This window comes from Pseudomonas entomophila, assembly GCF_029193575.1.
GTDB classification, from domain to species: Bacteria; Pseudomonadota; Gammaproteobacteria; order Pseudomonadales; family Pseudomonadaceae; genus Aquipseudomonas; species Aquipseudomonas entomophila_G.
Genome location: NZ_JARGCS010000010.1, coordinates 121,395 through 143,051 on the forward strand (window position 1 = coordinate 121,395; position 21,657 = coordinate 143,051).

Below are 21,657 nucleotides of genomic sequence, written 5' to 3' on the forward strand. Positions count from 1 at the left end.
CCGTCGCGAACCCACCGTACGGCAAACCTGAGATACAGGCTTCACGGCCCCGACGCAATCGCCTTCTCGATCGCAGCCCGGAACGCCGGGTCATCCGGCTTGGTCAGGCTCGAAAAATTACCGATCACCTTGCCTTTGCGATCCACCACGTACTTGTAGAAATTCCACTTCGGCGCGCTGCTCTGGCGCGCCAGTTCGACGAACAGCGGCACCGCGTCCTTGCCACGCACGGCCTGGGTCTTGGTCATGGTGAAGGTGACGCCGTAGTTGGCGTAGCAGACCTTGGCGGTCTTCTCGGCGTCGGCATCTTCCTGCTTGAAGTCGTTGGACGGCACCCCGAGCATCTCAAGGCCCTGCTCATGGTACGCCTTGTAGGTCGCCTCCAACCCCTCGAACTGCGGGGCGAAGCCGCAATAGCTGGCGGTGTTGATCACCACCAGCGGCTTGCCGGCGAAGCGCTGGCACAGGTCGACCTGCCCCTTGCCACGCAACTCCGGCAGGCTGCCTTGCAGCAGGGCCGGGCACTCCGCGGCCGAAGTCGAGGTGGCGGCGGCCAGGGCCAACAAGGGAACGGTAAGCCAGCGCGTCAGCATGATCTGCTTCTCCTGCAAGAAAGAGCCTGAACTTGCAGGGTAGCGCCTAACAAACGCTCATGCCCAGCTGCATCAACGCCAAACCACCCTGGTGCCAACCCCACCAGGCCAGGGCCAGCACCAGCAGCGCGCCCGCCGCCAGCAGTCCGTGGGCCAAGTGGCGGTTCATGCGGCGCTGGCCTGCAGACGGGCAACCGGGCGCTCGCGCACCGGCCAGTTGAGCGCGGCGGCCAACAGGCTGAGCAGGATCGAGATCTGCCACACCAGGTCGTAGCTGCCGGTCTGGTCATATACCACGCCACCCAGCCAACCACCGAGGAAGGCACCCAACTGGTGGAACAGGAACACGATACCGCCGAGCATCGACAGGTTGCGCACGCCGAACAGCGTGGCCACGGTGCCGTTGGTCAGCGGCACGGTGGACAACCACAGCAGGCCCATGGCGATACCGAACAGGTAGGCGCTGAACGCGGTCACCGGCGCCCAGAGGAACAGCACGATGACCACCGCCCGCAACAGGTACAACGCCGTCAGCAGGCGCGGCTTGGACATCCGCCCGCCGAGCCAACCCGCGGTGTAGGTGCCGACGATATTGAACAGCCCGACCAGCGCCAGCACGGTGGTGCCGATGGTCGCCGGCAGGTGCTGGTCGACCAGATAGGCCGGCAGGTGCACGCCAATGAACACCACCTGGAAGCCACAGACGAAGAAGCCCAGCGCCAGCAGCCAGAAACCGCTGTGCGAGCACGCCTCGCGCAATGCCTGGCCGAGGGTCTGCTCATTGCCGTGGCTGGGCAACGGGCGGTCGCGCAGCAGGCCCACGAACGGCACGATCAGCGCCACCAGCAGGCCGAGCACCAGCAGCGCCGCCGACCAGCCCAGCCACTGGATCAGGCCGAGGGTGCCGGGGAGCATGGCGAACTGGCCGAACGAGCCGGCAGCGCTGGCGATGCCCATCGCCATGCTGCGCTTCTCCGCCGGCACCGCGCGCCCGACCACGCCGAGAATCACCGAGAAAGAGGTGCCAGAGAGGCCGATGCCGATCAGCAGGCCCGCGCTCAGCGACAGCGACCAGGCCGAGTCGGCCATGCCCATCAGGATCAGGCCGGCGGTATAGAGAATACCGCCAACGACCACCACCTTGGCGGCCCCCAAGCGGTCGGCCAGGGCCCCGGCGAACGGCTGGGCCAGGCCCCAGATCAGGTTCTGCAAGGCGATGGCGAAGGCGAACACCTCACGCCCCCAGCCGAATTCGGCGCTCATCGGCGCCAGGAACAGGCCGAAGCCGTGTCGCACACCCAGCGACAGGGCCAGGATCAGCGCCGCGCCAAGCAGCACCCAGCCGCTGGTTCGCCAAACAGAAGTCATTGTGGTTATCTCCGAGCCATCGCAAGGTTATGCGGGTATATACCCGCTTTTATCGTGATTCTTCAGGCCAGACGCTCCAGCAGGCGCACCAACTCGTCACGCTGCTCCCGCCCCAGACGCTCCACCAACTGGTCCTGCGCGAGCTGCCAGGCAGGGTAGGCAGCGGCCACGCACTGTGCGCCGGCATCGGTCAAGCGCACCACACGATTGCGCTGGTCGCTGCCTTCGCCCAGGCACACCAGGCCATCGGCCTCCAGCACCCGCAGGTTGCGGCCCAGGGTGCTGCGGTCCAGGCCCATGGCCTCGGCCAGGCGGGTGATGGTGGGTTGGTCGAGACGCTGCAGATGGCGCAGCAGGGAATACTGCGCGACATTGATGCCGAAGCCGGCAAGGGCCTCGTCGTAATGCCGGCTCACCCCACGGGCGGCGCGACGCAGATGGGTGCAGATGCATTCGCTGGTCAACATGAATACGTGTATATACCCGCACTTAGGATGTTGCAAGAAGTTTCTATGGCTGCAAGCGACGCCGGATCGGCTCGAACTCGGGGGTCGCCCCACGCGGCAGCGGGTCAGGCGCACCCGCTTCGATGGCTTGCCAATAGGCCCAAGGGGCCTTGGCTGAACCCAGTTCGTAATCCATGCCATCCCAGTTGTCTTCGCGGAAGCTGTAGAACGCCCAATGCAACCGGTGCTGGTCGAGCACCGTGAGCACATCTTCCAAGTACTGCCGGCACCCCGGCAAACGGCGCATGCAGCCGAATTCGCCGACCACCAGGCGCGAGCGAGGCAGGCCCATGGCATCGACCCATTTCACCGGCTGCGCCAGGTAATCAGCCACACGCATGGCATTCCACTGCTCGCTGCGCCGGGCGAAGGGCACCGCCCCCGGATAGGCGAACGGCTGCTGGCGCGACTGGTTCGGCGCGCTGGTGGCGGCGTAGGGTTCGTACATGTGCACGCTGTACAGCACACGCTCGTCCGCCAACGGCTCGGGCCAGTAACTGAAGGCGTCGGCGGCGGCGTACCAGCCGGCGTCGAGCATCACCGGGGTCAGGGGGTCGACCTCGCGAATCGCCGCCAGCAACTGTCGATACAAGGCCGGCAGGTCGCGCAGCCCGCCTCGCTGCTGGGCATACCATTGGCGCATGGTGTGCGGGTCGGCGTGCTCGGCCAGGCCGGCGCCCTTTTCCGGGGCGGGCTCGTTGACCAGGTTATAGGCGGCGACGGCCGGGTGGTCCTTGAGGGCCTGCGCAAGGTCGCGCCAGAACGCTGCCGACTGGGCCCAGTAGCGTTTGTCGCGCCACAGGCGCTCGTCGAAGCGACCGGCGTTGTTCTGCGCCCAGCGCATGCCGGGCAATGACAGCGGCGCGATCACCACCTTCAGGCCCGCGGCATGGGCACGGTCGAGGACCTGGATGAGCTGGGCCAGGTCGGCGGGGTCGAGTTGCGTGTAGGCATCGGCATCGCCCATGAGGCAATCGCGCCCGCTGCAAGCCCACTTGTCGTAGGACAGGCGGACCCAGGTCGCGCCATACCCCGCGAGCGCCTCGAAATAGGCCCGCTCGGGCGGCAGGCGGTTGAAGCTGTTACCCCCCTGGCGCGGCGTATCCCAGAAATCGATCAGGTCGGCGGCCTGGGCAGGCAGGGTCGGCAAGGCCAGGAGAAAGGCGAGTATCCAAGGGCGCATGAAAGGGCTCCGTTGACGGGAGCCCTAGGTTACGGGGGCTTTGATCGAAATATTTCCGAGATTGATGTGGGAGATTTCCAGGGGTATCGGCTCGTCGAGGCGCCACCCTTAGCGCAACAGCGCCAACCCCACTACCACGGTCATCTCCAACAACTCAAGCAGTGCCCCGGCCGTGTCACCGGTGGTGCCCCCGAGCCGCTTGCACATCAGGCGCCGCAGCCCGAAGAACACCAGCAGCGCCAGGACCAACACGAGCGCGCCACCGATCCACAGGCAAGCGCCCAAGGTAACCAGCAACACCCCACCCGCGGCCCGCCGCGGCAGATGCTCGGCCAGCGCCGCACCCAGCCCGCCGGCACGCACGTATGGCGTGCCGAGGAACAGGCCGAGCAACGCGGCGCGCCCCAGCACCGGGGCCAGCAGCAACTCCACGCCCACGCCACGCTCGACCAGCACCCACAGCGCGCAGAACTTCAGCAACAGCACCAGCGCCAGCGTCACCACGGCGATCGGCCCGCTGCGCGGGTCTTTCATGATCTGCAAGGTACGCTCGCGGTCGCCGAAGCCGCCCAGCCAAGCATCGGCGCTGTCGGCCAGCCCATCGAGGTGCAGGGCGCCACTGAGCAGCACCCACAGGGTCAGCAGCAGCGCGGCCAGCAGCGGGGCAGCGGTACCGTGCAGCAGGCTGCTGGCCAGCCACAGCAGCAAGCCGAACAACACGCCCACCACCGGGTAGTACAGCAACGAACGCCCCATCTGCCGGGGCTCGGGCATGCCCGGCAGGCGCACCGGCAGGCTGCTGAGAAATTGCAGGGCGATCCAGAACGGCAGCATTCACGACACCTCGTGCAGTTGGCCGTCGGCCAGCAACGCCAGGCGCACCAAGGCGCCATGGCCGACCTCGACCTGCAGCAGTTGCTCGCGCGGCAGGCCACGGGCGCGAGCCAGCAGCAGGCGCATCACGCCGCCGTGGGTGACCAGCAGCACGCGCTTGCCGGCATACGCGCGCCCGAGGCCATCGATGGCCGCCAGCACCCGCTCGGCGAACACGCCTACCGGCTCGCCAGCGGGCGGGGTGAAGGCGTAGGGGTCGGCCCAGAAGCGCCCGAGCTCATCGGCCTGGTGCTCCATGATCTGCGCCGCGCTGCGCCCTTCCCAGTCGCCGAAGTGCAACTCGCGCACGCCGGACTCTTGTTGCACCGCCAGGCCCAGGCGCGCGCCCAACTCATCGGCGAAGCGCGCACAACGCTGCAAGGGCGAGCTGACCAGCACGTCCCACGGCCCCACGCCGGCCACGGCGTCGCGCATCTGCGCCCAGCCGCGTTCGGTCAGGGCATCGTCCAGGCTGCCGCGCAGGCCGCCCCCCCGCTCGGTCTCGCCATGGCGCAACAGGTCGAGGATCATGCCGGGCGATCCGCCACCGCGGCCTCGGCGAAGGTCGCCATCTGCCCGTGCAGGGCGCAGGCCAGGCGCAGCAGCGGCACCGCCAGCGCCGCGCCACTGCCCTCGCCCAGGCGCAAGCCGAGGGCCAGCAGCGGCTCGGCCTCCAGGGCGGCGAGCAGGGCGCGGTGGCCGGGCTCGGCGCCCTGGTGGGCGAACAGCAGCCAGGTCCGGCACCCCGGGTTGAGGCGCACCGCCACCAGCGCGGCGACGCTGCAGATGAAGCCATCCACCAGCACCGCGATGCCCTGCTGGGCGCAGGCCAGGTAGGCGCCGGCCAGGGCGGCGATTTCGAAACCACCGACACAGGCCAGGGCGTGCGCGGGCTGATCGGCGCGCAGGCCATGCAGCGCCAGGGCGCGTTCGATCACCTCGACCTTGTGGCGCACCCCGGCGCTGTCCAGACCGGTGCCGGGGCCGCTCAGCGCGCTGGCCGGGCAGCCGAGCAAGGCGCTGGCCAAGGCGGCCGCGGCGGTGGTGTTGCCGATACCCATCTCGCCGCCGATGAACAGCTGCGCGCCCTGCTCCGCCGCACGCTGCGCACTGGCGCGGCCAGCAGCCAAGGCCGCCTCCCACTGCACCTCGGTCATGGCCGGTTGGCGCGTGAAATTGGCGGTGCCAGCACCCAGGCGCAGGTGATGCACGCCCGGGAGTTGCAGTTCAGGGTCGATGGTGCCCAGGTCGACCACCTCCAGCGTCGCTTGCAGCTCGCGCGCCAGCACGCTGATCGCCGCGCCACCACCGACGAAGTTGCGCAGCATCTGCCCGGTGACGGCCTGCGGATAGGCGGAGATGCCCTCCTCCACCACGCCATGGTCGCCCGCGAAAATACTGATCGCCACACGCTCCAGGCTTGGCCGCTCACGGCCCTGCAACCCGGCCAGGGTGACCGCCACGGCCTCCAGCTGGCCCAGGGAGCCGGCAGGCTTGGTCAGTTGCTGCTGACGGGCGCGGGCCTGCTCCATGGCATCGCGGCAGAGGGGTTGGCAGGTGTCGCGCCACCAGGGTTGGTTCATAGAGCGGGTCCTTTGAGCATGAGGGGAAGGCCGGCCACGGTCAGCGCCACGCGCTGGCAGCGTTCGGCGACAGCCTGGTGCAGCCAGCCGGCCTGGTCGACGTAGCGCCGGGTCAGCTCGCCCATGGGCACCACGCCCAGGCCGGTTTCGTTGCTGACCAGAATCAGCGTGCCTGGCAGTTGCTCCAGGCCATCGAGCAGCGCATCGCGCTCCTCGGCCAGGCGCGCGTCGTCTTCGAGCATCAGCAGGTTGGTCAGCCACAGGGTCAGGCAATCCACCAGCAGGCAGCGGCCTTCGGCGGCTTCGGCGCGCAGCACGGCGGCCAGGGCCAGGGGTTCTTCGATCAGCCCCCAGTCGGCGGGCCGGCGCGCCCGGTGCAGGCGCACGCGCTCGTTCATTTCGCCGTCCAGCGGCTCGCTGGTGGCGATGTAGGTGACCGGCAGGCCGCTGGCCATGGCCAGTTGCTCGGCCAGGCGGCTCTTGCCGGAGCGGGCGCCGCCGAGGATGAGGTTACGCATGTCAGGCGACTCCACAGAGTTGAAGCAGGCGCGCGGTGTCGAGGTGTTTTCCCACCAGGTCGGCGAGGCGCTCGATGTCGCGTTCACGCAGGGCGTCGTAGTCGACGGCCTGCACCTCTTCCAGCCCCGCCCAGCGCAGCAGCGCGGCACACGACTGGCTGCCTTCGAACAGGCCGTGCAGGTAGGTGGCCAGCACCTGCCCGTCGGCGCTGATCGCGCCATCGGCGCGGCCATCGGCGAGCAGAACCGCCGGGCGCTCCAGGGCCGGGCCACGGGTGACGCCGGCGTGGATTTCATAACCCGTCACCGGGGACTGCTCAAGGTCAAGGGTGCCGGCGACGTTGCGCAACTGCTTGTCGGCCTCCAGCACGGTGGCGTAGTCCAGCAAGCCCAGCCCTGGGCTGGAACCGGCCGGGCCTTCCAGACCGAGCGGATCGTGCACCTCACGGCCCAGCATCTGCAGACCGCCGCAGATGCCGATGACCTTGCCGCCGTAGCGCAGGTGCCGGGCGATGGCCTGGCCCCAACCCCGCGCGCGCAATTGCGCCAGGTCGGCGCGCACGCTCTTGGAACCGGGCAGGATGATCAGGTCGGCCGGCGGGATCGTCTGCCCAGGGCCGATGAACTGCAAGTCCACCTGCGGGTGCAGGCGCAGGGGGTCGAAGTCGGTGTGGTTGCTGATGCGCGGCAGCACCGGGACGATCACCTTGAGCAGGCGCTCGCCCTTGGTCGGCTGGCGCGCGTCGATGGCGTCCTCGGCCTCCAGGTGCAGGTCAGTGACGTAGGGCAGCACACCCAGCACCGGCTTGCCGGTGCGTTGCTCCAGCCAGTCCAGGCCCGGTTGCAACAAGGCGATGTCGCCGCGGAAGCGGTTGATGACGAAGCCCTTGACCCGCGCCTGTTCGCTCGGCGACAGCAGCTCCAGGGTGCCGACCAGGTGGGCGAACACCCCGCCACGGTTGATGTCGGCCACCAGGATCACCGGGCAGTCGACCGCCTCGGCAAAGCCCATGTTGGCGATGTCGCCGGCGCGCAGGTTGATCTCTGCCGGCGAGCCCGCGCCCTCGACCATCACCACCGGGTAGGCGGCGCTCAGGCGCTGGTGCGAGGCCAGCACGGCCTGCATGGCGATGGCCTTGTAGTCGTGATAGGCGACGGCGTTCATGCTGGTGACCGCGCGGCCGTGGACGATGACCTGGGCGCCGGTGTCGCTGTTGGGCTTGAGCAGCACCGGGTTCATGTCGGTGTGCGGCGCCAGGCGGCAGGCCTGCGCCTGCACCGCCTGGGCGCGGCCAATCTCGCCGCCGTCGGCGGTCACCGCGCTGTTGAGCGCCATGTTCTGCGGCTTGAACGGCACCACGGCGACGCCCTGGCGCAACAGCCAGCGGCACAGGGCGGTGACCAGCGTGCTCTTGCCGGCATCGGAAGTGGTGCCTTGCACCATGAGGGTGGTCATGCCGGTTCCTCCTGGTAGTCCGCCAGGGCCTGGGCCAGGCGCTGTTCGTCCGCCGCGCTGGGCGGCAGGCCCAGGCGCACGGCGGGCGGTGAGTTGAACAGGCGCACGAGGATGCCACGCCGGGCGAGGAAATCGTGCAGCTGGGTGGCGCGTTCGCCGCGCACGTACTGGAACAGGTCGCAGCCGCCACTGGGCGCGAGCCCGGCCTGCCCGAGCAGCGCCGCGAGGCGTGTGCTGGCCTCGGCGCAGCGCACGATCTGCGCCTGCTGCGCGGCGACGTCGGCGAAACAGGCCTGGCCCAGCACCCGGGTCGGGCCGCTGACGCCCCATGGCCCGAGCGCGTCGTCCAGGCGTTGCAACACACCGCCCTCGGCCATCACGAACCCCAGGCGCACGCCCGCCAGGCCGAAGAACTTGCCGAACGAGCGCAGCACGATGAGCCCAGGGCGCCCTGCGGCATCGAGCACGCTATGGCCAGGGGTGTTGTCCATGAACGCTTCGTCCACCACCAGCCAGCCGCCGCGCCGAGCCAGGCGCGCATGCCAGTCGAGCAGCCGCTCGCGCGGCACGCGGCGGCCGGTGGGGTTATTGGGGTTGACCAGCACCAGCGCATCGAGGCTGTCGAGGGCGTCTTCGACCTGTGCATCCGCCAGTTCGACCAACGCATGCCCGGCGCGCTGCCAGGCATGCGGGTGCTCGGCGTAGCACGGCGACAATATCCCGACCCGGCCCCGCGCACGCAACGTCGGCAGCGCCTGGATCGCCGCCTGGGAGCCGGCCACCGCCAGCAGGTCGGCGACGCCATAGTAAGTGCGGGCGGCCTGCTCCAAGCCATCCCCGGTCTCGGGCAGCCGCGCCCAGGCGTCCATGGGAATCGGCGGAATCTCGAAGGGCCAGGGCGCGATGCCACTGGACAGGTCGAGCCACCGTTCACGCGCGATGCCGTACTGGCGCATGGCGCGCAGCAGGCCACCGCCATGCTCAAGCATTGATGTACGCCCCTAGGCAGATCAGCAACAGCCACAACCATACCCCGCGCTGCACCAGGCTCCAGCCGCGCACGATGGCATCGGCGTCGGCCACCGGGCCTTCGCCCAGGCGCGGGCGCTCGTGCAACTCGCCGTGGTACACCGCAGGCCCTCCCAGTTCGACACCCAGGGCGCCCGCGCCGGAGGCCATCACGGGGCCTGCGTTGGGGCTGTCCCACAGCGGCGCCTGGTTGCGCCAGCAGGCCAGGGCCAGGCGGGTCTTGCCGAGCACGGCGTAGGTCAGCGCGACCAGCCGCGCCGGAATATAGTTGAGCAGGTCGTCGATGCGTGCCGCAGCCCAGCCGAAGCGCTCGAAGCGCTCGTTGCGGTAGCCCCACATGGCATCCAGGGTATTGCTCAGGCGGTACAGCACCACGCCCGGCGCACCCGCCACGACGAACCAGAACAACGCGGCGAACACCGCGTCGCTGCCGTTCTCCAGCACCGACTCGGTGGCCGCGCGAGCCACGGCGGGCTCATCCAGTTCGCGGGTTTCACGGCTGACCAGGTAGCCGACACGCCGTCGCGCCTCTTCCAGGTCGCCCCGGCGCAAGGCCTCGGCCACCGGCAGCACGTGCTCGCCGAGGCTGCGCATGCCCAAGGCGCAGTACAACGCCAGCACCTCCACCAGCCAGCCGATCATCGGCAGCCACGAGAGGATCAGCGCCAGCAGCGTCAGCGGCACCACGGCCAGGCACCAGGCGCTGACGCCATGGCTGCGCCAGCCACGGCCACCGGCATTGAAGCGCTGCTCCAGACGCGTGGCGAAATTGCCGAACGCCACCAGCGGGTGGCGCCGTTGCGGCTCGCCGAGCAAGGCGTCCAGCGCCACGCCCGCCATTGTCAGCAAGGCGACGCTCATGGGCGCTCCCCCCAGTGGTTCTCGTAGAGCATCTCGCTCAAGGGTTTCTCCCGCGCCCAGTCCTCCAGCACCAGCATCGGCGCCGGGTAGAACGCCTCGACCGGGCCCAGGCACAGCACCGCGACAGGCTTGGCGCCCACCGGCATGCGCAGCAGGTCGGCCAGCGCCTGCGGGTCGAACAGCGACACCCAGCCCATCCCCAGCCCTTCGGCGCGGGCGGCCAGCCAGAAGTTCTGGATGGCGCAGGCGAGCGACGCCAGGTCCATTTCCGGCAGGGTGCGGCGGCCGAACAGGTGCGGCTCGCGGTTGTCCATCAAGGCCGCCACCAGCACCTCGGCGCAGGCGTCGATGCCTTCGACCTTGAGCTTCATGAATTCATCGGAGCGCTCGCCCAGCGCCTCGGCGGTGCGCACCCGCTCCTCCTCGACCAGCGCCTGGATGCGCCCGCGCAACGCGCGTTGAGTGATGCGGATGAAGCGCCAGGGCTGCATCAAACCGACGCTGGGCGCCTGGTGCGCGGCAGCCAGCAGGCGCGCGAGCAGCTCGGGGGCCACCTCCCCGCCGCTGAAGTGGCGCATGTCGCGGCGTTCGCCGATGGCGCGGTACACCGCCGCGCGTTCGTCGTCGCTGAAAGCCTGGTCGCTCATGGTCGCAACAGCGCCGCCGCCGCCTCGGGGTGGGAAGGGAAATAGAAGTGCACGTAGGACGCCGTCAGCCGGCCAACCCGGTACACCGCCTCGTTGCCGCGTCCACCGTTGGGGCTCAGGCCACGGGCGATGGGCTCGAGCGCGGTGGTAGTCAGGGAGTGGTGGTAGGTGTGCCCGCGCAGGGTGCCCTCGGGCAGTTCCACGGCCTGCAAGGCCAAGGCTGCCAGGCGCTTTTGCATCACTGCCTCGCCCGGCAGCAGGCCGAGCAGTTCGGCGCGTTCGCCGGACACATCGGTGAGGGCGTCGAGCAGGTAGAGCATGCCACCGCATTCGGCCAGCAGCGGCTTACCCTGGGCATGGTGGGCGCGGATCGCCTCGCGCATCGTTGCGTTGGCGGCCAGGGCGTGGTGATGCAGCTCGGGGTAGCCGCCCGGTAGGTACAGGCTGTCGACGGCGGGCAAGGCTTGGTCATGCAAGGGTGAGAAGAACGTGAGTTGCGCACCCTGGGCACGCAGCAGGTCGAGGTTGGCGCCATAGAGGAAGGCAAAGGCTTCGTCGCGGGCCACGCCAATGCGCACACCGCGCAGTGACGGCGCGGGTGGCACGAGGTCCGGCGCGGCGAAACGCACCGCGGGTGGCAGCGCGGCGTCGCAGCTGGCGCCCAGGGCCTCGGCGGCGGCGTCCAGGCGCGCGTCCAGGTCGTTCAGCTCGCTGGCCTGCACCAAGCCCAAGTGGCGGCTGGGCAGTTCGATGCCGCGCTCGCGGGAGAGCCCGCCGTACCAGCGCAGGCCTTCGCTCAGGCTGCCTTCGAGCAACTGCGCATGGCGCAGGCTGCCGACTCGATTGGCCAGCACCCCGGCGAACGGCAGGTCGGGCTGGTAGCGCGCCAGGCCCAGGGCCAGGGCGCCAAAGGTCTGGGCCATGGCCGTGCCGTCGATCACCGCCAGCACCGGTACGCCGAAGTGGCGCGCGAGGTCGGCGCTGGACGGCGTGCCATCGAACAGGCCCATCACCCCTTCGATGAGGATCAGGTCGGCCTCGGCGGCCGCCTCCCACAGCAGGCGCCGGCTCTCCTGCTCGCCGATCATCCACATGTCCAGCTGGTACACCGGCGCGCCGCTGGCGCGTTCGAGGATCATCGGGTCGAGGAAGTCCGGCCCGCACTTGAACACCCGCACCTTGCGCCCGAGGTTGCGGTGCAGGCGCGCCAGGGCGGCGGTGACCGTTGTCTTGCCCTGGCCGGAGGCCGGTGCGGCGATCAGCACCGCCGGGCATTGGCGCGCTGGGCTCACAGCTCGACGCCCTTCTGCGCGCGGATGCCCGCCTGGAACGCATGCTTGAGCATGCCCATCTCGGTGACGGTGTCGGCCAGCTCGACCATCTCGGGCTTGGCCGCGCGGCCGGTGACGATCACGTGCTGCATCGGCGGGCGCGCTTGCAGGTCGGACAGCACCTGGTCGAGGTCGAGGTAGCCGTGTTTGAGGGCGATGTTCAGCTCGTCGAGCACCACGAACTGGATCGACGGGTCCTGCAACAATTGCCGCGACACCGCCCAGGCGGCCTCGGCGGCGGCGATGTCACGCTGGCGGTCCTGGGTTTCCCAGGTGAAGCCCTCGCCCATCACGTGGTAGCGCACTTGCTCGGGGAAGCGCCGGAAGAACAGCTCCTCACCGGTGCTGTTGCGACCCTTGATGAACTGCACCACGCCACACTGCATGCCGTGGCCCAACGCCCGGGCGAGCATGCCGAAGGCCGAGCTGCTCTTGCCCTTGCCGTTGCCGGTGAGCACCAGCAGGAGGCCGCACTCGTTGGGGGCGTTGGCAATGCGCTCGTGGATGATCGCCTTCTTGCGCAGCATGCGCGCCAGGTGGCGTTCGTCGCGGTCGGTGGGTTCGCTCATCAGGGTTCTCCGCAGGCTGTCGGCACGCAGGCTCGGCACACACGGGCGGGCGCCAGGCAACGACAGGTAAATGGGGCAGGCAGGCGAAGAACGAACGCGCAGGAGCCGCGGCAGGCGCCACGGTGCACCGCGCATCACCCTCCGTGATGCCGTTGGCAGTGACAGGCCGGTCTCCGGGCTCGTGAGCGGGGTCGGCCCCTGCACCGCGCGCCTTCCCGGGGTCGACACCCAGTGGCCTTGCGCGGCGTTGACTCACCTACCGTTGCGGGGGCAGCGCCGGAATCGCGCCTTGCTGGCGCTCACCGGCTTCCCAGTTTCACCCTGCCAGGACAAGGCTGACAGGGCACCTGAAACACGCGCGAAGGTTAGAGGGTTGGGCCCGGAGCGTCAATTCACAACGGCCTGCCAGTCCTTGCGCAGCCACGGGCGCGCCCCGCGACAGGCCCCTCCCGACCAACGGTAGTGCCTGGGCGGGCGGTATCGCGGAGCAATCCCCTCCCCACCGGGCGCAGTGCTTGTATCGGCATTCGAGCAGTGATATCACATAGCCATCACCTGGCAGTACGCGACCACAATTACAAGGAGAGCGCCGCATGCAAGGCTTGATCATCCACAACCCGCACCTGGAGTTCCTGCGCCCTGCCCTGGAACGCTGGATAGACTGCATCGACCGCTTCCAGCAGGTCCACGGTGAGAACGAAGCGCCCTACTGGCACGGCACGGCGGCCAACATCGGCCTGCTTGCAGCAGCGGCCTGGCAGGGCGAGCTGGTAGCGCTGCAGCAGTACCAGAGCAAGAAACAGCGCGACGAGGGCGAGCGCGAGGGCCGTGGCGATTTGTCCATCGCCGACGCCGAGCAGTCCATCCACCTGCGCGCCAGCCAGCGCTGGCCGCGCATCGCCCGCCTGGACCTGACCTCGGCCCTGGCGGAAACCGCCAGCCTCGCCCGCCAGGTCGCCTACCCCAGCCAGCTCAAGGCCGGGGCGCTGTTCGTCAGCCCATGGAAGGCCGGCCAGCACGCCAGCCCCGAAGAGTTGCAAGACCTGGTCGACGACCTGCACAAACACACCGCCTGCGCCATCGCCTGGTACTTCCCCTACGCCTACCGCAAGCTGCACAACGAGCTGGGCCAGTACCACCCTGGGGTGGCATTGCTGCTCAAGCAGGCCTGACGATCGCCCGGGTTGAACCTCCTCACGCGGTGGCCGCTCTCACCCATAGGCCACCTGACGAGGAACCCCGAGCATGGACAGGATACGTATTGCGGCGTTGCTGGCCCTGGCGAGCGCCCTGGGCGCCTGCGGCGAGTCCGCGCGCCTCGATGTGAGTGACGGCAGCGGCCCCGCGCCGCAACTGCCGGAACCGAACAAGACGCTGATCCCCACCGTCAACATCGCCCCCGCCATCGGCTGGCCTAACGGCGCTAAGCCCAAGGCGGCCAGCGGCACGCAGGTGGTGGCCTTCGCCGACCAACTCGACCACCCGCGCTGGCTCTATGTGCTGCCCAATGGCGACGTGCTGGTGGCCGAGACCAATGCCCCGCCCAAGCCCGAGGACAGCAGCGGCCTCCGCGGCTGGGTGATGAAGAAGGTCATGGCCCGCGCCGGCGCCGGCGTGCCCAGCGCCAATCGCATCACCCTGCTGCGCGATGGCGACCATGATGGCGTGGCGGAGATCCGCACCACCTTCATCGAGGGGCTCAACTCGCCGTTCGGCATGGCCCTGGTGGGCAAGGACTTCTATGTCGCCGACACCGACAAGCTGCTGCGCTTCCATTACGAGCCGGGCACGATGCAGATCCGCGAGCAAGGCCAGAAGGTGGTCGACCTGCCGGGCGGGCCGCTGAACCACCACTGGACCAAGAACGTCATCGCCAGCCCCGACGGCAGTAAGCTGTACGTCACCGTGGGCTCCAACAGCAATGTCGGCGAGAACGGCCTGGACCAGGAAGAAGGTCGCGCCGCGATCTGGGAGGTGGACCCGGCCAGCGGACGGCAGCGACTGTTCGCCACTGGCCTGCGCAACCCCAATGGCCTGGCCTGGGAGCCACACAGCGGCGCGCTGTGGACGGCGGTGAACGAGCGTGACGAGATCGGCAGCGACCTGGTGCCGGACTACATCACCTCGGTCAAGGACGGTGGTTTCTATGGCTGGCCCTACAGCTACTACGGCCAGCATGTCGACGCCCGTGTGTCGCCACCCGCCCCGGACAAGGTCGCCACGGCCATCGCCCCGGACTACGCCGTCGGCCCGCACACCGCGTCGCTGGGTCTGGAGTTCGCCCGGCCGGGGGTGCTGCCACCGCCGTTCGAGCAGGGCGTGTTCATCGGCCAGCATGGTTCGTGGAACCGCAAGCCGCACAGTGGCTACAAGGTGATCTTCGTGCCGTTCAGCACCGAGGGGAAACCAGCGGGCAAGCCAGTGGACCTGTTGACCGGGTTCCTGGATGAAGACAACAAGGCCATGGGGCGGCCGGTCGGGGTGATCAATGACCAGCAGGGGGGCCTGCTGGTGGCCGATGATGTGGGGAATGTGATCTGGCGGGTGAGCAAGGCGCGCTAGCCAGGTGCCTGTGCGGGCTCTATCGCGGGGCAAGACCGCGATAGTGCCCGCGCCCCCTTCAGGGATTCTGTGCCAGATGCCCCGCCTGCAACACGCGCTTGGCCTGCAGGTACGACTTGGCCCAGTAGCTGTTGCTCAGGTAGTCCAGCCGCACCGTCCCACCCGTCGACGGCGCATGCACGAAGCGCCCTTCGCCGACGTAGATCCCGGCATGGCTGACCTGCCCACCGCCATTGGTGGCGAAGAACACCAGGTCGCCGGACTGCAGCGAATGGATATCCACGCTCGGCGCACGCATCACGATCATTTCGCGGGTCGAGCGCGGCAGGCTGATGCCCGCCGCATCGCGGTACACGTAGCCGATCAGGCCACTGCAATCGAACCCGGAATCCGGCGTGTTGCCACCCCAGCGATATGGCGTGCCGACCAGGCCAATGGCCCGGAACAGCACATCGTAGGCGGCGGGAGACGCAGCGGGCTGTTCGCTGAAGGTCACCCGTGGCTGGACCACGGGGGCCGGCGCCGGGGCGCGGCTGGAGCAGGCGGCGAGCAGTGCCGCCAGGGAAAGGAGTGCGAAGCGCGTCATCATCGCCATGGGCCGGGCCTTCCTGTCTGAGGCGAGCAGGCCTCAGCCGAAAAAGAGTTGAGAAATTAGATTAGACGCTTTTCGTAAATGCGCACGGCGGCGAGCTTTTTCAGCTACGCCGCCGTGGCAGGGTACAGCATTTTGATATCAAATCAATTGCGCGAGATCGTGGTCGGCGCCATGGCCAGGGCGCGCTTGGCCTCGATGAAGGTCTTGCTCCAGTAGCGGTCACCGAGGCTGTCGATGCGCACGCCACCGCTGCGGCGGCTGCTGGAGTGGATGAACTGGTTGTCACCCAGGTAGATGCCGGCGTGGCTGACCCGGCCGCGGCCGTTGGTGCTGAAGAACAGCAGGTCGCCCGGCTTGAGTTTGTTGCGCGACACGGTAGGAGCGTCGACGTTGATCATCTCGCGGGTCGAGCGCGGCAGGTTCATGCCGGCCTCTTCGCGGAACAGGTAGCCGATGAAGCCGCTGCAGTCGAAGCCAGAGGCCTCGGAGGTGCCGCCGAAGCGGTAGCGGGTGCCGATCAGCGCCATGCCACGCTCCAGGATGCTGTCCGCCAGGACAGGCAACTGGTAGGGCTTACTGGAGCTGGAGAAGGCTTGAAGGTCGTCTTCGGTGGCCAGGTCTTCCTCACCGAACACGGAGGAAGGCGAAGCCTTGGCCTTGACCGCGGACTGTGCGGTGACCGAGGGGTGATCCTGGGGCTGGGAAACCGGGCCTTGGGCCGCGCAGCCAAAAAGCAGGGTCACGAGTGCGAGGGGCACGAGGGGTGCGAAGCGCTTGAGCATGGGCACGACCGTGTCTGTAATCCTTTAGAAGGGGGAAACTATGCCTTCTATCAGGACCATTTGCAAATTTTATTAAGAAAAATGTGACTTTTGCGTTTTGCCGCTCTAGCCCAATGTTTTCAGGGGGTTACCAACCCAGGGTTTCCTTCAGGAACGGGATGGTCAGCTTGCGCTGGGCCTGCAACGAGGCCTGGTCGAGGCGTTCGAGCAGGTCGAACAACGCGCTCATGCTGCGCGCGCCTCGGGTGAGGATGAAGTGGCCGACTTCGTCGGTGAGGTGCAGGCCACGGCGCGAGGCGCGCAGTTGCAGGGCGCGCAGCTTGTCTTCGTCGGACAGCCCGCGCATCTGGAAGACCAGCGCCAGGGTCAGCCGCGACTTGAGGTCGGGCAGTTTGATCGGCAGCTCACGGGGCGAGCTGGACGCCGCCAGCAACAGGCGCCGGCCACTGTCGCGCAGGCGGTTGAACAGATGGAACATCGACTCTTCCCAGTCGGGTTTGCCGGCGATCACGTGCAGGTCGTCGATGCACACCAGCTCGTACTGGGCCAGGTAGTCCAGCAACTCCACGCCACGCTCCAGCAATTGCGCCAGGGGCAGGTAGACGGCAGGTTCGCCGCGTTGCTGGAAACGGTGGGTGGCGGCCTGCAACAGGTGGGAACGGCCCACGCCCTGCTTGCCCCACAGGTAGATGAGGCTCTCGGTCCAGCCGGCGTCGGCTTCGCACAGCCGCTCGACGTAGCCCAATGCCGCGGCATTGGCGCCCGGATAGTAGTTGATGAAGGTGGCGTCATCGCGCAGGCGCACACCCAGGGGCAACTGGATCGGTTTCATGCTGGCTGACGGTCGCGAGGACCACGAGGGGGCCTTTGGAGAACAGTGTGCAAAGTCTATACCCGCAGCGCGGGCGGCACAATCGGGGTGGGGAATAGCGTTAGCAAAATCAATGGGTTGCATGGGGTTGGTGGTGTCGCCCTCGCGGGCCAAGCCCGCCAGGGTCACACCGCCCGGCTCACAACTGCGGGTCGATATCCCCGCCGTACATGTCCGACTCCTTGTACAGGTCGTGCACATGGCGCAGCAGCACCATGATCACCGCCGCCACCGGCAACGCCAGCAGCACCCCGGTGAAGCCGAACAACTCGCCGCCGGCGAGGATGGCGAAGATCACCGCCACCGGGTGCAAGCCAATGCGATCGCCCACCAGCAGCGGTGTCAGCACCATGCCCTCGAGGGCCTGGCCGACCATGAACACCGCGACGATGCCCAGCATCGGGTACAACTCGCCGCCGAACTGGAACAACCCCGCCACCAGCGCCGCGCCGATACCAATGATGAAGCCCATGTACGGCACGATCGCCGCCAGGCCGGCCAGCAAGCCGATCAACAGCCCCAGCTCCAGCCCCACCAGCATCAGCCCGGCGGCGTAGATTACGCCCAGGGCGAGCATCACCAGCAACTGCCCGCGCACGAAGGCGCCCAGCACTTCGTGGCACTCGCCGGCCAGGCCCACCACCTGCTCCTCGCGCTGGCGCGGCAGCAGGCTGCGCAGCTTGGCCATCATCAAGTCCCAGTCACGCAGCAGGTAGAAACCCACCACCGGGATCAACACCAGGTTGGCCAGCCAGGCCAACAGCGCCAGGCTCGAGGCGGTGGCCTGGGACAGCACGATGCCGACGATATCGGTGGTCTGGCCCATGTGCGCGCCGATGGCGGCCTTGATCTTGTCGAACTTCCAGAAGCCGTCGGCCAGACCAAGGCGCGCCTGCACCCACGGCAGCGCCACGTGCTGCAGCCAGTCGAGCATCTGCGGCGCCAACTCGTACAAGCGCACCAACTGCTTGGCCAGCATCGGGATCAGCACCAGCAGCAAGGCCAGGAAGATCAGGGTGAACAGCGAGAACACCGCCACCACGCCCCAGGTGCGCGACAGGCCCAGGCGCTCCAGGCGATCGACCAGCGGGTCGGCCAGGTACGCCAGGAGGATGCCCACCAGGAACGGCGAGAGAATGTTGTGCAGGCAATACAACAGCAGGGCGACCAGCAGGGCCACGCCCAGCCACACCCAACGGCGCAGATCGGTCATGCGTGGCACTCCTTACCAGCGAAAACGCAGGCCGTCGAACGGCTTGGGCGCGGCGGCCTGAGCTGCGCCCGCTTGGCCCGGCGCGGCCTCAGGCGCAGGGGCGAGCGGGGCCGGTTCGCCAGGCAGTTCCTGCAACTTGGCCAGGCCCAATTGCGCGCGCAACTGCTCACGGTTGCCGGTGACCGCGTAGGTCAGGGTGCCGCCGTCAGCCATCTGCAAGCGCGGGCCATAAGGTTCGAGCACACGGCTGAGTTCGGCGTAGCGTTGCAGGTTCATGCCCTGCACCTGGACCTGCAGCTCACTGCTGGCCCCTGGGCGGGTCACGTAGCGCGGCGCCAGGCGGCTGCTCACGGCCAGCATCACCGCATCGGCCAGGGCCGCCTGGTCGGCGCCCTCGGCGCTGCCCTGCTCGCGCTGCTCACCCAGCCACAACTGCCACTTGCCCTGCCACTTGCCATCGGCTTCGTGGGCATGCACCGCCAACAGGGCATCGGCGCCGTAGCGCTCGGAGGCCTCGCGCAGCGGCGCCGGGTCGTTGCCTTCCAGTTGCTTGGCATTGGCCACCAGTTGCTCCTGCAAGTCGCCCAGCGGCAGGCGCAGCGGCAGGCCACGGTGCTGCGCGGCGCGGCGCAGCGGATCGGCGCTGGCCTGGCCATCGCCGACCAGGCTGCTGCCCTCGACGCTGTCGTTCAGCCACCAGCCGATGATCGACGGTCGGTTGCTGCCCCACAGGGCCAGCCCGGCCTGGCGCAGCGCGCGCTCGGTGCTGCCGGGGTCGAATTCCACCACCACGCTTTCGGGCGGGCCGGCATCGGTGCCAACCTGATTGATGAGCTGCTGCGGGTCCTTGCGCAGGGCTGCCAGGGCCGGGTTCTGCGCCGCCTTGGGGTCGCCGGTCAAGCGCAGCACCAGGGTATCGAGGGCCTTGCTGGTGGCCTGGGTGCGGGCTTCGCCGCCCTGCCCTTCGAGGGGTTCACGAACCTGATACAGGCCGGAGACGGTTTCGGCCTGGGCCACCGCCCCGACCAGGCCCAGGCAGGCGACTGCCAGGTAATTGAGAGCACGCATGGAGGATTCCTGTCCAGATGAGCGACGAGTCGCGAGCTGCGAGCGGCAAGAAAAAGCAGGCCCTACACCGACCCGCCTTTTCTTGCAGCTCGCCGCTTATGACTCGCAGCTTATACAGAAGGTGCCATGCCAACCACCCACAAGGCCCGGAACAGGATTTTTACCGATTTCCGCCCCTGCCCGTCGGCCTGAGGATGGCCGCTGCCCGGCAACCCTGATAAAATCGCGCGCCTTCGCAGACCAGTCACGTACAGGCAGCCGCCGCCTCGCAAGCCGGCCTTGGCCGCGCTGGTCGTTTTCCCGAATCCCTCCCTCCTAAAGGCCTGGATCAATGAGCAAGCAACCCTCCCTGAGCTACAAAGACGCCGGTGTAGACATCGACGCCGGCGAAGCACTGGTCGAACGCATCAAGGGCGTGGCCAAGCGCACCGCACGCCCTGAGGTCATGGGTGGCCTGGGCGGCTTCGGCGCCCTCTGCGAGATCCCGGCCGGCTACAAGCAGCCGGTTCTGGTCTCCGGCACCGACGGCGTCGGCACCAAGCTGCGCCTGGCGCTGAACCTGAACAAGCACGACAGCATCGGCCAGGACTTGGTCGCCATGTGCGTCAACGACCTGGTGGTGTGCGGCGCCGAGCCGCTGTTCTTCCTCGACTACTACGCCACCGGCAAGCTCAACGTCGACGTGGCGGCCACCGTGGTCACCGGCATTGGTGCCGGTTGCGAACTGGCCGGCTGCTCGCTGGTCGGTGGTGAAACCGCCGAGATGCCGGGCATGTACGAAGGCGAGGACTACGACCTGGCCGGCTTCTGCGTCGGCGTGGTGGAAAAGGCCGAGATCATCGACGGCTCCAAGGTGGTCACCGGCGACGCGCTGATCGCCCTGCCCTCCTCCGGCCCGCACTCCAACGGCTACTCGCTGATCCGCAAGATCCTCGAGGTCTCCGGCACCGACATCGAGAACACCCAGCTCGACGGCAAGCCGCTGGCCGACCTGCTGATGGCGCCGACCCGCATCTACGTCAAGCCGCTGCTGCAACTGATCAAGCAGACCGGCGCGGTCAAGGCCATGGCCCACATCACTGGCGGCGGCCTGCTGGACAACATCCCGCGCGTACTGCCGGACAACGCCCAGGCGGTGATCGACGTGGCCAGCTGGCAGCGCCCGGTGGTGTTCGACTTCCTGCAAGAAAAAGGCAACGTCGACGAGCACGAGATGCACCGCGTGCTGAACTGTGGCGTGGGCATGGTCATCTGCGTGGCCCAGGACCAGGTCGACAACGCCCTGAACGTACTGCGCCAGGCCGGCGAGCAGCCATGGGTGATCGGTCGCATCGACGTGGCCGCCGAAGGCGCCGCCCAGGTCGAGCTGCAGAACCTCAAGGCACACTGATGCCAGGCAAGACCTGTAACGTGGTGGTACTGCTGTCGGGTTCCGGCAGCAACCTGCAGGCGCTGATCGACAGCCTGCACGTCGAGGGTGGGCCTGCGCGGATCCGCGCGGTGATCGCCAACCGCGCCGACGCCTTTGGCCTGGAACGGGCCAAGGCGGCCGGCATCGACACCGCCGTGCTCGAGCACGGCGGTTTCGAGGGGCGCGAGGCGTTCGACGCGGCGCTGGTGCGACTGATCGACGGCTTCGCCCCGGACCTGGTGGTGCTGGCCGGTTTCATGCGTATCCTCAGTGGCGACTTCGTGCGCCACTACCAGGGCCGCCTGCTCAATATCCACCCCTCCCTGCTGCCCAAGTACAAAGGCCTGCATACCCATCGCCGGGCGCTGGAAGCGGGTGATGCCGAACACGGCTGCAGCGTGCACTTCGTCACCGAGGAACTCGATGGCGGGCCCTTGGTCGTACAGGCAGTGGTCAAGGTGGCGGCGGACGATACGCCCGAGGCCCTGGCCCAACGGGTCCACCACCAGGAACACCAGATCTACCCGCTGGCGGTGCGCTGGTTCGCCGAAGGACGCTTGCGTCTGGGCGAGCACGGTGCATTACTGGATGGCCAGCCGCTGGCGGCCAGCGGTCACTTGATTCGACCCTAGGAGAAT

At 68.3% G+C, this 21,657-nt stretch carries 24 protein-coding genes and 1 riboswitch; of the genes, 4 read left to right on the forward strand and 20 right to left on the reverse strand.

Annotation, left to right across the window (positions count from 1 at the left end; translation table 11 throughout):
• Window positions 1-41: 41 nt before the first annotated feature.
• From P0Y43_RS04395 to cobO, 15 genes are all read right to left on the reverse strand, one after another.
• On the reverse strand, window positions 42-593 hold the full coding sequence (locus tag P0Y43_RS04395) for a glutathione peroxidase (RefSeq protein ID WP_275636082.1): 552 nt from the start codon (window positions 591-593) through the stop codon (window positions 42-44).
• Window positions 594-639: 46 nt separating this feature from the next.
• Window positions 640-762, reverse strand: coding sequence for a hypothetical protein (locus P0Y43_RS04400; protein WP_275636083.1), 123 nt, complete (start codon window positions 760-762; stop codon window positions 640-642).
• Window positions 759-1,961 (reverse strand): MFS transporter, encoded by a 1,203-nt coding sequence (locus P0Y43_RS04405; RefSeq protein WP_275636084.1) that lies wholly within the window; start codon window positions 1,959-1,961, stop codon window positions 759-761. The genes P0Y43_RS04400 and P0Y43_RS04405 overlap by 4 nt, the downstream gene beginning before the upstream one ends.
• A 62-nt stretch (window positions 1,962-2,023) precedes the next feature.
• Complete coding sequence (locus tag P0Y43_RS04410; protein ID WP_275636085.1) at window positions 2,024-2,428, reverse strand: MarR family winged helix-turn-helix transcriptional regulator; 405 nt, start codon at window positions 2,426-2,428, stop codon at window positions 2,024-2,026.
• A 43-nt stretch (window positions 2,429-2,471) separates the two neighbouring features.
• Window positions 2,472-3,650 (reverse strand): glycoside hydrolase family 5 protein, encoded by a 1,179-nt coding sequence (locus P0Y43_RS04415; protein ID WP_275636086.1) that lies wholly within the window; start codon window positions 3,648-3,650, stop codon window positions 2,472-2,474.
• Between the two features lie 108 nt (window positions 3,651-3,758).
• Complete coding sequence (locus P0Y43_RS04420; RefSeq protein ID WP_275636087.1) at window positions 3,759-4,484, reverse strand: adenosylcobinamide-GDP ribazoletransferase; 726 nt, start codon at window positions 4,482-4,484, stop codon at window positions 3,759-3,761.
• Entirely contained in the window at window positions 4,485-5,054 is a 570-nt protein-coding gene (gene cobC, locus P0Y43_RS04425) for an alpha-ribazole phosphatase family protein (protein ID WP_275636088.1), read from the reverse strand. It abuts the gene before it with no gap.
• Window positions 5,051-6,106, reverse strand: coding sequence for a nicotinate-nucleotide--dimethylbenzimidazole phosphoribosyltransferase (gene cobT, locus P0Y43_RS04430; RefSeq protein ID WP_275636089.1), 1,056 nt, complete (start codon window positions 6,104-6,106; stop codon window positions 5,051-5,053). The genes cobC and cobT overlap by 4 nt, the downstream gene beginning before the upstream one ends.
• Window positions 6,103-6,624, reverse strand: a complete 522-nt coding sequence (cobU, locus tag P0Y43_RS04435) for a bifunctional adenosylcobinamide kinase/adenosylcobinamide-phosphate guanylyltransferase (protein WP_275636090.1) — start codon at window positions 6,622-6,624, stop codon at window positions 6,103-6,105. The genes cobT and cobU overlap by 4 nt, the downstream gene beginning before the upstream one ends.
• Before the next feature lies 1 nt (window position 6,625).
• Window positions 6,626-8,080: a cobyric acid synthase gene (locus P0Y43_RS04440; RefSeq protein WP_275636091.1), complete on the reverse strand. Its 1,455-nt coding sequence runs from the start codon at window positions 8,078-8,080 to the stop codon at window positions 6,626-6,628.
• A complete protein-coding gene (cobD, locus tag P0Y43_RS04445; protein WP_275636092.1) occupies window positions 8,077-9,069 on the reverse strand; it encodes a threonine-phosphate decarboxylase CobD in 993 nt (330 codons plus the stop codon). Before cobD ends, P0Y43_RS04440 begins: the two co-directional genes overlap by 4 nt.
• Window positions 9,062-9,970 carry an adenosylcobinamide-phosphate synthase CbiB gene (gene cbiB / locus P0Y43_RS04450; protein WP_275636093.1) on the reverse strand — a complete coding sequence of 303 codons (909 nt, stop codon included), beginning with the start codon at window positions 9,968-9,970 and terminating at the stop codon, window positions 9,062-9,064. The genes cobD and cbiB overlap by 8 nt, the downstream gene beginning before the upstream one ends.
• The gene (gene bluB, locus P0Y43_RS04455; RefSeq protein ID WP_275636094.1) at window positions 9,967-10,617 is read right to left on the reverse strand and encodes a 5,6-dimethylbenzimidazole synthase; all 651 of its coding nucleotides are present in this window, start codon (window positions 10,615-10,617) and stop codon (window positions 9,967-9,969) included. The genes cbiB and bluB overlap by 4 nt, the downstream gene beginning before the upstream one ends.
• Window positions 10,614-11,909 carry a cobyrinate a,c-diamide synthase gene (locus P0Y43_RS04460; RefSeq protein WP_275636095.1) on the reverse strand — a complete coding sequence of 432 codons (1,296 nt, stop codon included), beginning with the start codon at window positions 11,907-11,909 and terminating at the stop codon, window positions 10,614-10,616. Before P0Y43_RS04460 ends, bluB begins: the two co-directional genes overlap by 4 nt.
• Complete coding sequence (cobO, locus tag P0Y43_RS04465; RefSeq protein WP_275636096.1) at window positions 11,906-12,517, reverse strand: cob(I)yrinic acid a,c-diamide adenosyltransferase; 612 nt, start codon at window positions 12,515-12,517, stop codon at window positions 11,906-11,908. The genes P0Y43_RS04460 and cobO overlap by 4 nt, the downstream gene beginning before the upstream one ends.
• Before the next feature lie 147 nt (window positions 12,518-12,664).
• Window positions 12,665-12,883, reverse strand: a riboswitch (cobalamin riboswitch).
• A gap of 227 nt (window positions 12,884-13,110) precedes the next feature.
• Here cobO and P0Y43_RS04470 point away from each other — a divergent pair.
• Both P0Y43_RS04470 and P0Y43_RS04475 read left to right on the forward strand, forming a co-directional pair.
• Complete coding sequence (locus P0Y43_RS04470) at window positions 13,111-13,689, forward strand: hypothetical protein (RefSeq protein WP_275636097.1); 579 nt, start codon at window positions 13,111-13,113, stop codon at window positions 13,687-13,689.
• Between the two features lie 73 nt (window positions 13,690-13,762).
• Window positions 13,763-15,079: a PQQ-dependent sugar dehydrogenase gene (locus tag P0Y43_RS04475; protein ID WP_275636098.1), complete on the forward strand. Its 1,317-nt coding sequence runs from the start codon at window positions 13,763-13,765 to the stop codon at window positions 15,077-15,079.
• Window positions 15,080-15,137: 58 nt separating this feature from the next.
• On the opposite strand, the gene P0Y43_RS04480 is transcribed toward P0Y43_RS04475, so the two are convergent.
• From P0Y43_RS04480 to P0Y43_RS04500, 5 genes are all read right to left on the reverse strand, one after another.
• Window positions 15,138-15,674 carry a C40 family peptidase gene (locus P0Y43_RS04480; RefSeq protein WP_275636099.1) on the reverse strand — a complete coding sequence of 179 codons (537 nt, stop codon included), beginning with the start codon at window positions 15,672-15,674 and terminating at the stop codon, window positions 15,138-15,140.
• Window positions 15,675-15,817: 143 nt separating this feature from the next.
• Window positions 15,818-16,456, reverse strand: a complete 639-nt coding sequence (locus P0Y43_RS04485; RefSeq protein WP_275636100.1) for a C40 family peptidase — start codon at window positions 16,454-16,456, stop codon at window positions 15,818-15,820.
• A 127-nt stretch (window positions 16,457-16,583) separates the two neighbouring features.
• Window positions 16,584-17,288 (reverse strand): DnaA regulatory inactivator Hda, encoded by a 705-nt coding sequence (gene hda / locus P0Y43_RS04490; protein ID WP_275636101.1) that lies wholly within the window; start codon window positions 17,286-17,288, stop codon window positions 16,584-16,586.
• A 178-nt stretch (window positions 17,289-17,466) separates the two neighbouring features.
• On the reverse strand, window positions 17,467-18,540 hold the full coding sequence (locus P0Y43_RS04495; RefSeq protein ID WP_275636102.1) for an AI-2E family transporter: 1,074 nt from the start codon (window positions 18,538-18,540) through the stop codon (window positions 17,467-17,469).
• 12 nt (window positions 18,541-18,552) lie between these two features.
• Window positions 18,553-19,608 (reverse strand): DUF2066 domain-containing protein, encoded by a 1,056-nt coding sequence (locus P0Y43_RS04500; RefSeq protein ID WP_275636103.1) that lies wholly within the window; start codon window positions 19,606-19,608, stop codon window positions 18,553-18,555.
• A gap of 331 nt (window positions 19,609-19,939) precedes the next feature.
• On the opposite strand from P0Y43_RS04500, the gene purM reads away from it, so the two are divergent.
• Together purM and purN are read left to right on the forward strand one after the other, a co-directional pair.
• Window positions 19,940-20,998, forward strand: coding sequence for a phosphoribosylformylglycinamidine cyclo-ligase (gene purM / locus P0Y43_RS04505; RefSeq protein WP_275636104.1), 1,059 nt, complete (start codon window positions 19,940-19,942; stop codon window positions 20,996-20,998).
• Window positions 20,998-21,651, forward strand: coding sequence for a phosphoribosylglycinamide formyltransferase (gene purN, locus P0Y43_RS04510; RefSeq protein WP_275636105.1), 654 nt, complete (start codon window positions 20,998-21,000; stop codon window positions 21,649-21,651). Before purM ends, purN begins: the two co-directional genes overlap by 1 nt.
• Window positions 21,652-21,657 lie beyond the last annotated feature (6 nt).

Coding starts and splice junctions, on each gene's coding strand:
- P0Y43_RS04395 (WP_275636082.1), bottom strand. CDS start 593: ATGCTGACGCGCTGGCTTACCGTTCCCTTGTTGGCCCTGGCCGCCGCC.
- P0Y43_RS04400 (WP_275636083.1), bottom strand. CDS start 762: ATGAACCGCCACTTGGCCCACGGACTGCTGGCGGCGGGCGCGCTGCTG.
- P0Y43_RS04405 (WP_275636084.1), bottom strand. CDS start 1,961: ATGACTTCTGTTTGGCGAACCAGCGGCTGGGTGCTGCTTGGCGCGGCG.
- P0Y43_RS04410 (WP_275636085.1), bottom strand. CDS start 2,428: ATGTTGACCAGCGAATGCATCTGCACCCATCTGCGTCGCGCCGCCCGT.
- P0Y43_RS04415 (WP_275636086.1), bottom strand. CDS start 3,650: ATGCGCCCTTGGATACTCGCCTTTCTCCTGGCCTTGCCGACCCTGCCT.
- P0Y43_RS04420 (WP_275636087.1), bottom strand. CDS start 4,484: ATGCTGCCGTTCTGGATCGCCCTGCAATTTCTCAGCAGCCTGCCGGTG.
- cobC (WP_275636088.1), bottom strand. CDS start 5,054: ATGATCCTCGACCTGTTGCGCCATGGCGAGACCGAGCGGGGGGGCGGC.
- cobT (WP_275636089.1), bottom strand. CDS start 6,106: ATGAACCAACCCTGGTGGCGCGACACCTGCCAACCCCTCTGCCGCGAT.
- cobU (WP_275636090.1), bottom strand. CDS start 6,624: ATGCGTAACCTCATCCTCGGCGGCGCCCGCTCCGGCAAGAGCCGCCTG.
- P0Y43_RS04440 (WP_275636091.1), bottom strand. CDS start 8,080: ATGACCACCCTCATGGTGCAAGGCACCACTTCCGATGCCGGCAAGAGC.
- cobD (WP_275636092.1), bottom strand. CDS start 9,069: ATGCTTGAGCATGGCGGTGGCCTGCTGCGCGCCATGCGCCAGTACGGC.
- cbiB (WP_275636093.1), bottom strand. CDS start 9,970: ATGAGCGTCGCCTTGCTGACAATGGCGGGCGTGGCGCTGGACGCCTTG.
- bluB (WP_275636094.1), bottom strand. CDS start 10,617: ATGAGCGACCAGGCTTTCAGCGACGACGAACGCGCGGCGGTGTACCGC.
- cobO (WP_275636096.1), bottom strand. CDS start 12,517: ATGAGCGAACCCACCGACCGCGACGAACGCCACCTGGCGCGCATGCTG.
- P0Y43_RS04470 (WP_275636097.1), top strand. CDS start 13,111: ATGCAAGGCTTGATCATCCACAACCCGCACCTGGAGTTCCTGCGCCCT.
- P0Y43_RS04475 (WP_275636098.1), top strand. CDS start 13,763: ATGGACAGGATACGTATTGCGGCGTTGCTGGCCCTGGCGAGCGCCCTG.
- P0Y43_RS04480 (WP_275636099.1), bottom strand. CDS start 15,674: ATGGCGATGATGACGCGCTTCGCACTCCTTTCCCTGGCGGCACTGCTC.
- P0Y43_RS04485 (WP_275636100.1), bottom strand. CDS start 16,456: ATGCTCAAGCGCTTCGCACCCCTCGTGCCCCTCGCACTCGTGACCCTG.
- hda (WP_275636101.1), bottom strand. CDS start 17,288: ATGAAACCGATCCAGTTGCCCCTGGGTGTGCGCCTGCGCGATGACGCC.
- P0Y43_RS04495 (WP_275636102.1), bottom strand. CDS start 18,540: ATGACCGATCTGCGCCGTTGGGTGTGGCTGGGCGTGGCCCTGCTGGTC.
- P0Y43_RS04500 (WP_275636103.1), bottom strand. CDS start 19,608: ATGCGTGCTCTCAATTACCTGGCAGTCGCCTGCCTGGGCCTGGTCGGG.
- purM (WP_275636104.1), top strand. CDS start 19,940: ATGAGCAAGCAACCCTCCCTGAGCTACAAAGACGCCGGTGTAGACATC.
- purN (WP_275636105.1), top strand. CDS start 20,998: ATGCCAGGCAAGACCTGTAACGTGGTGGTACTGCTGTCGGGTTCCGGC.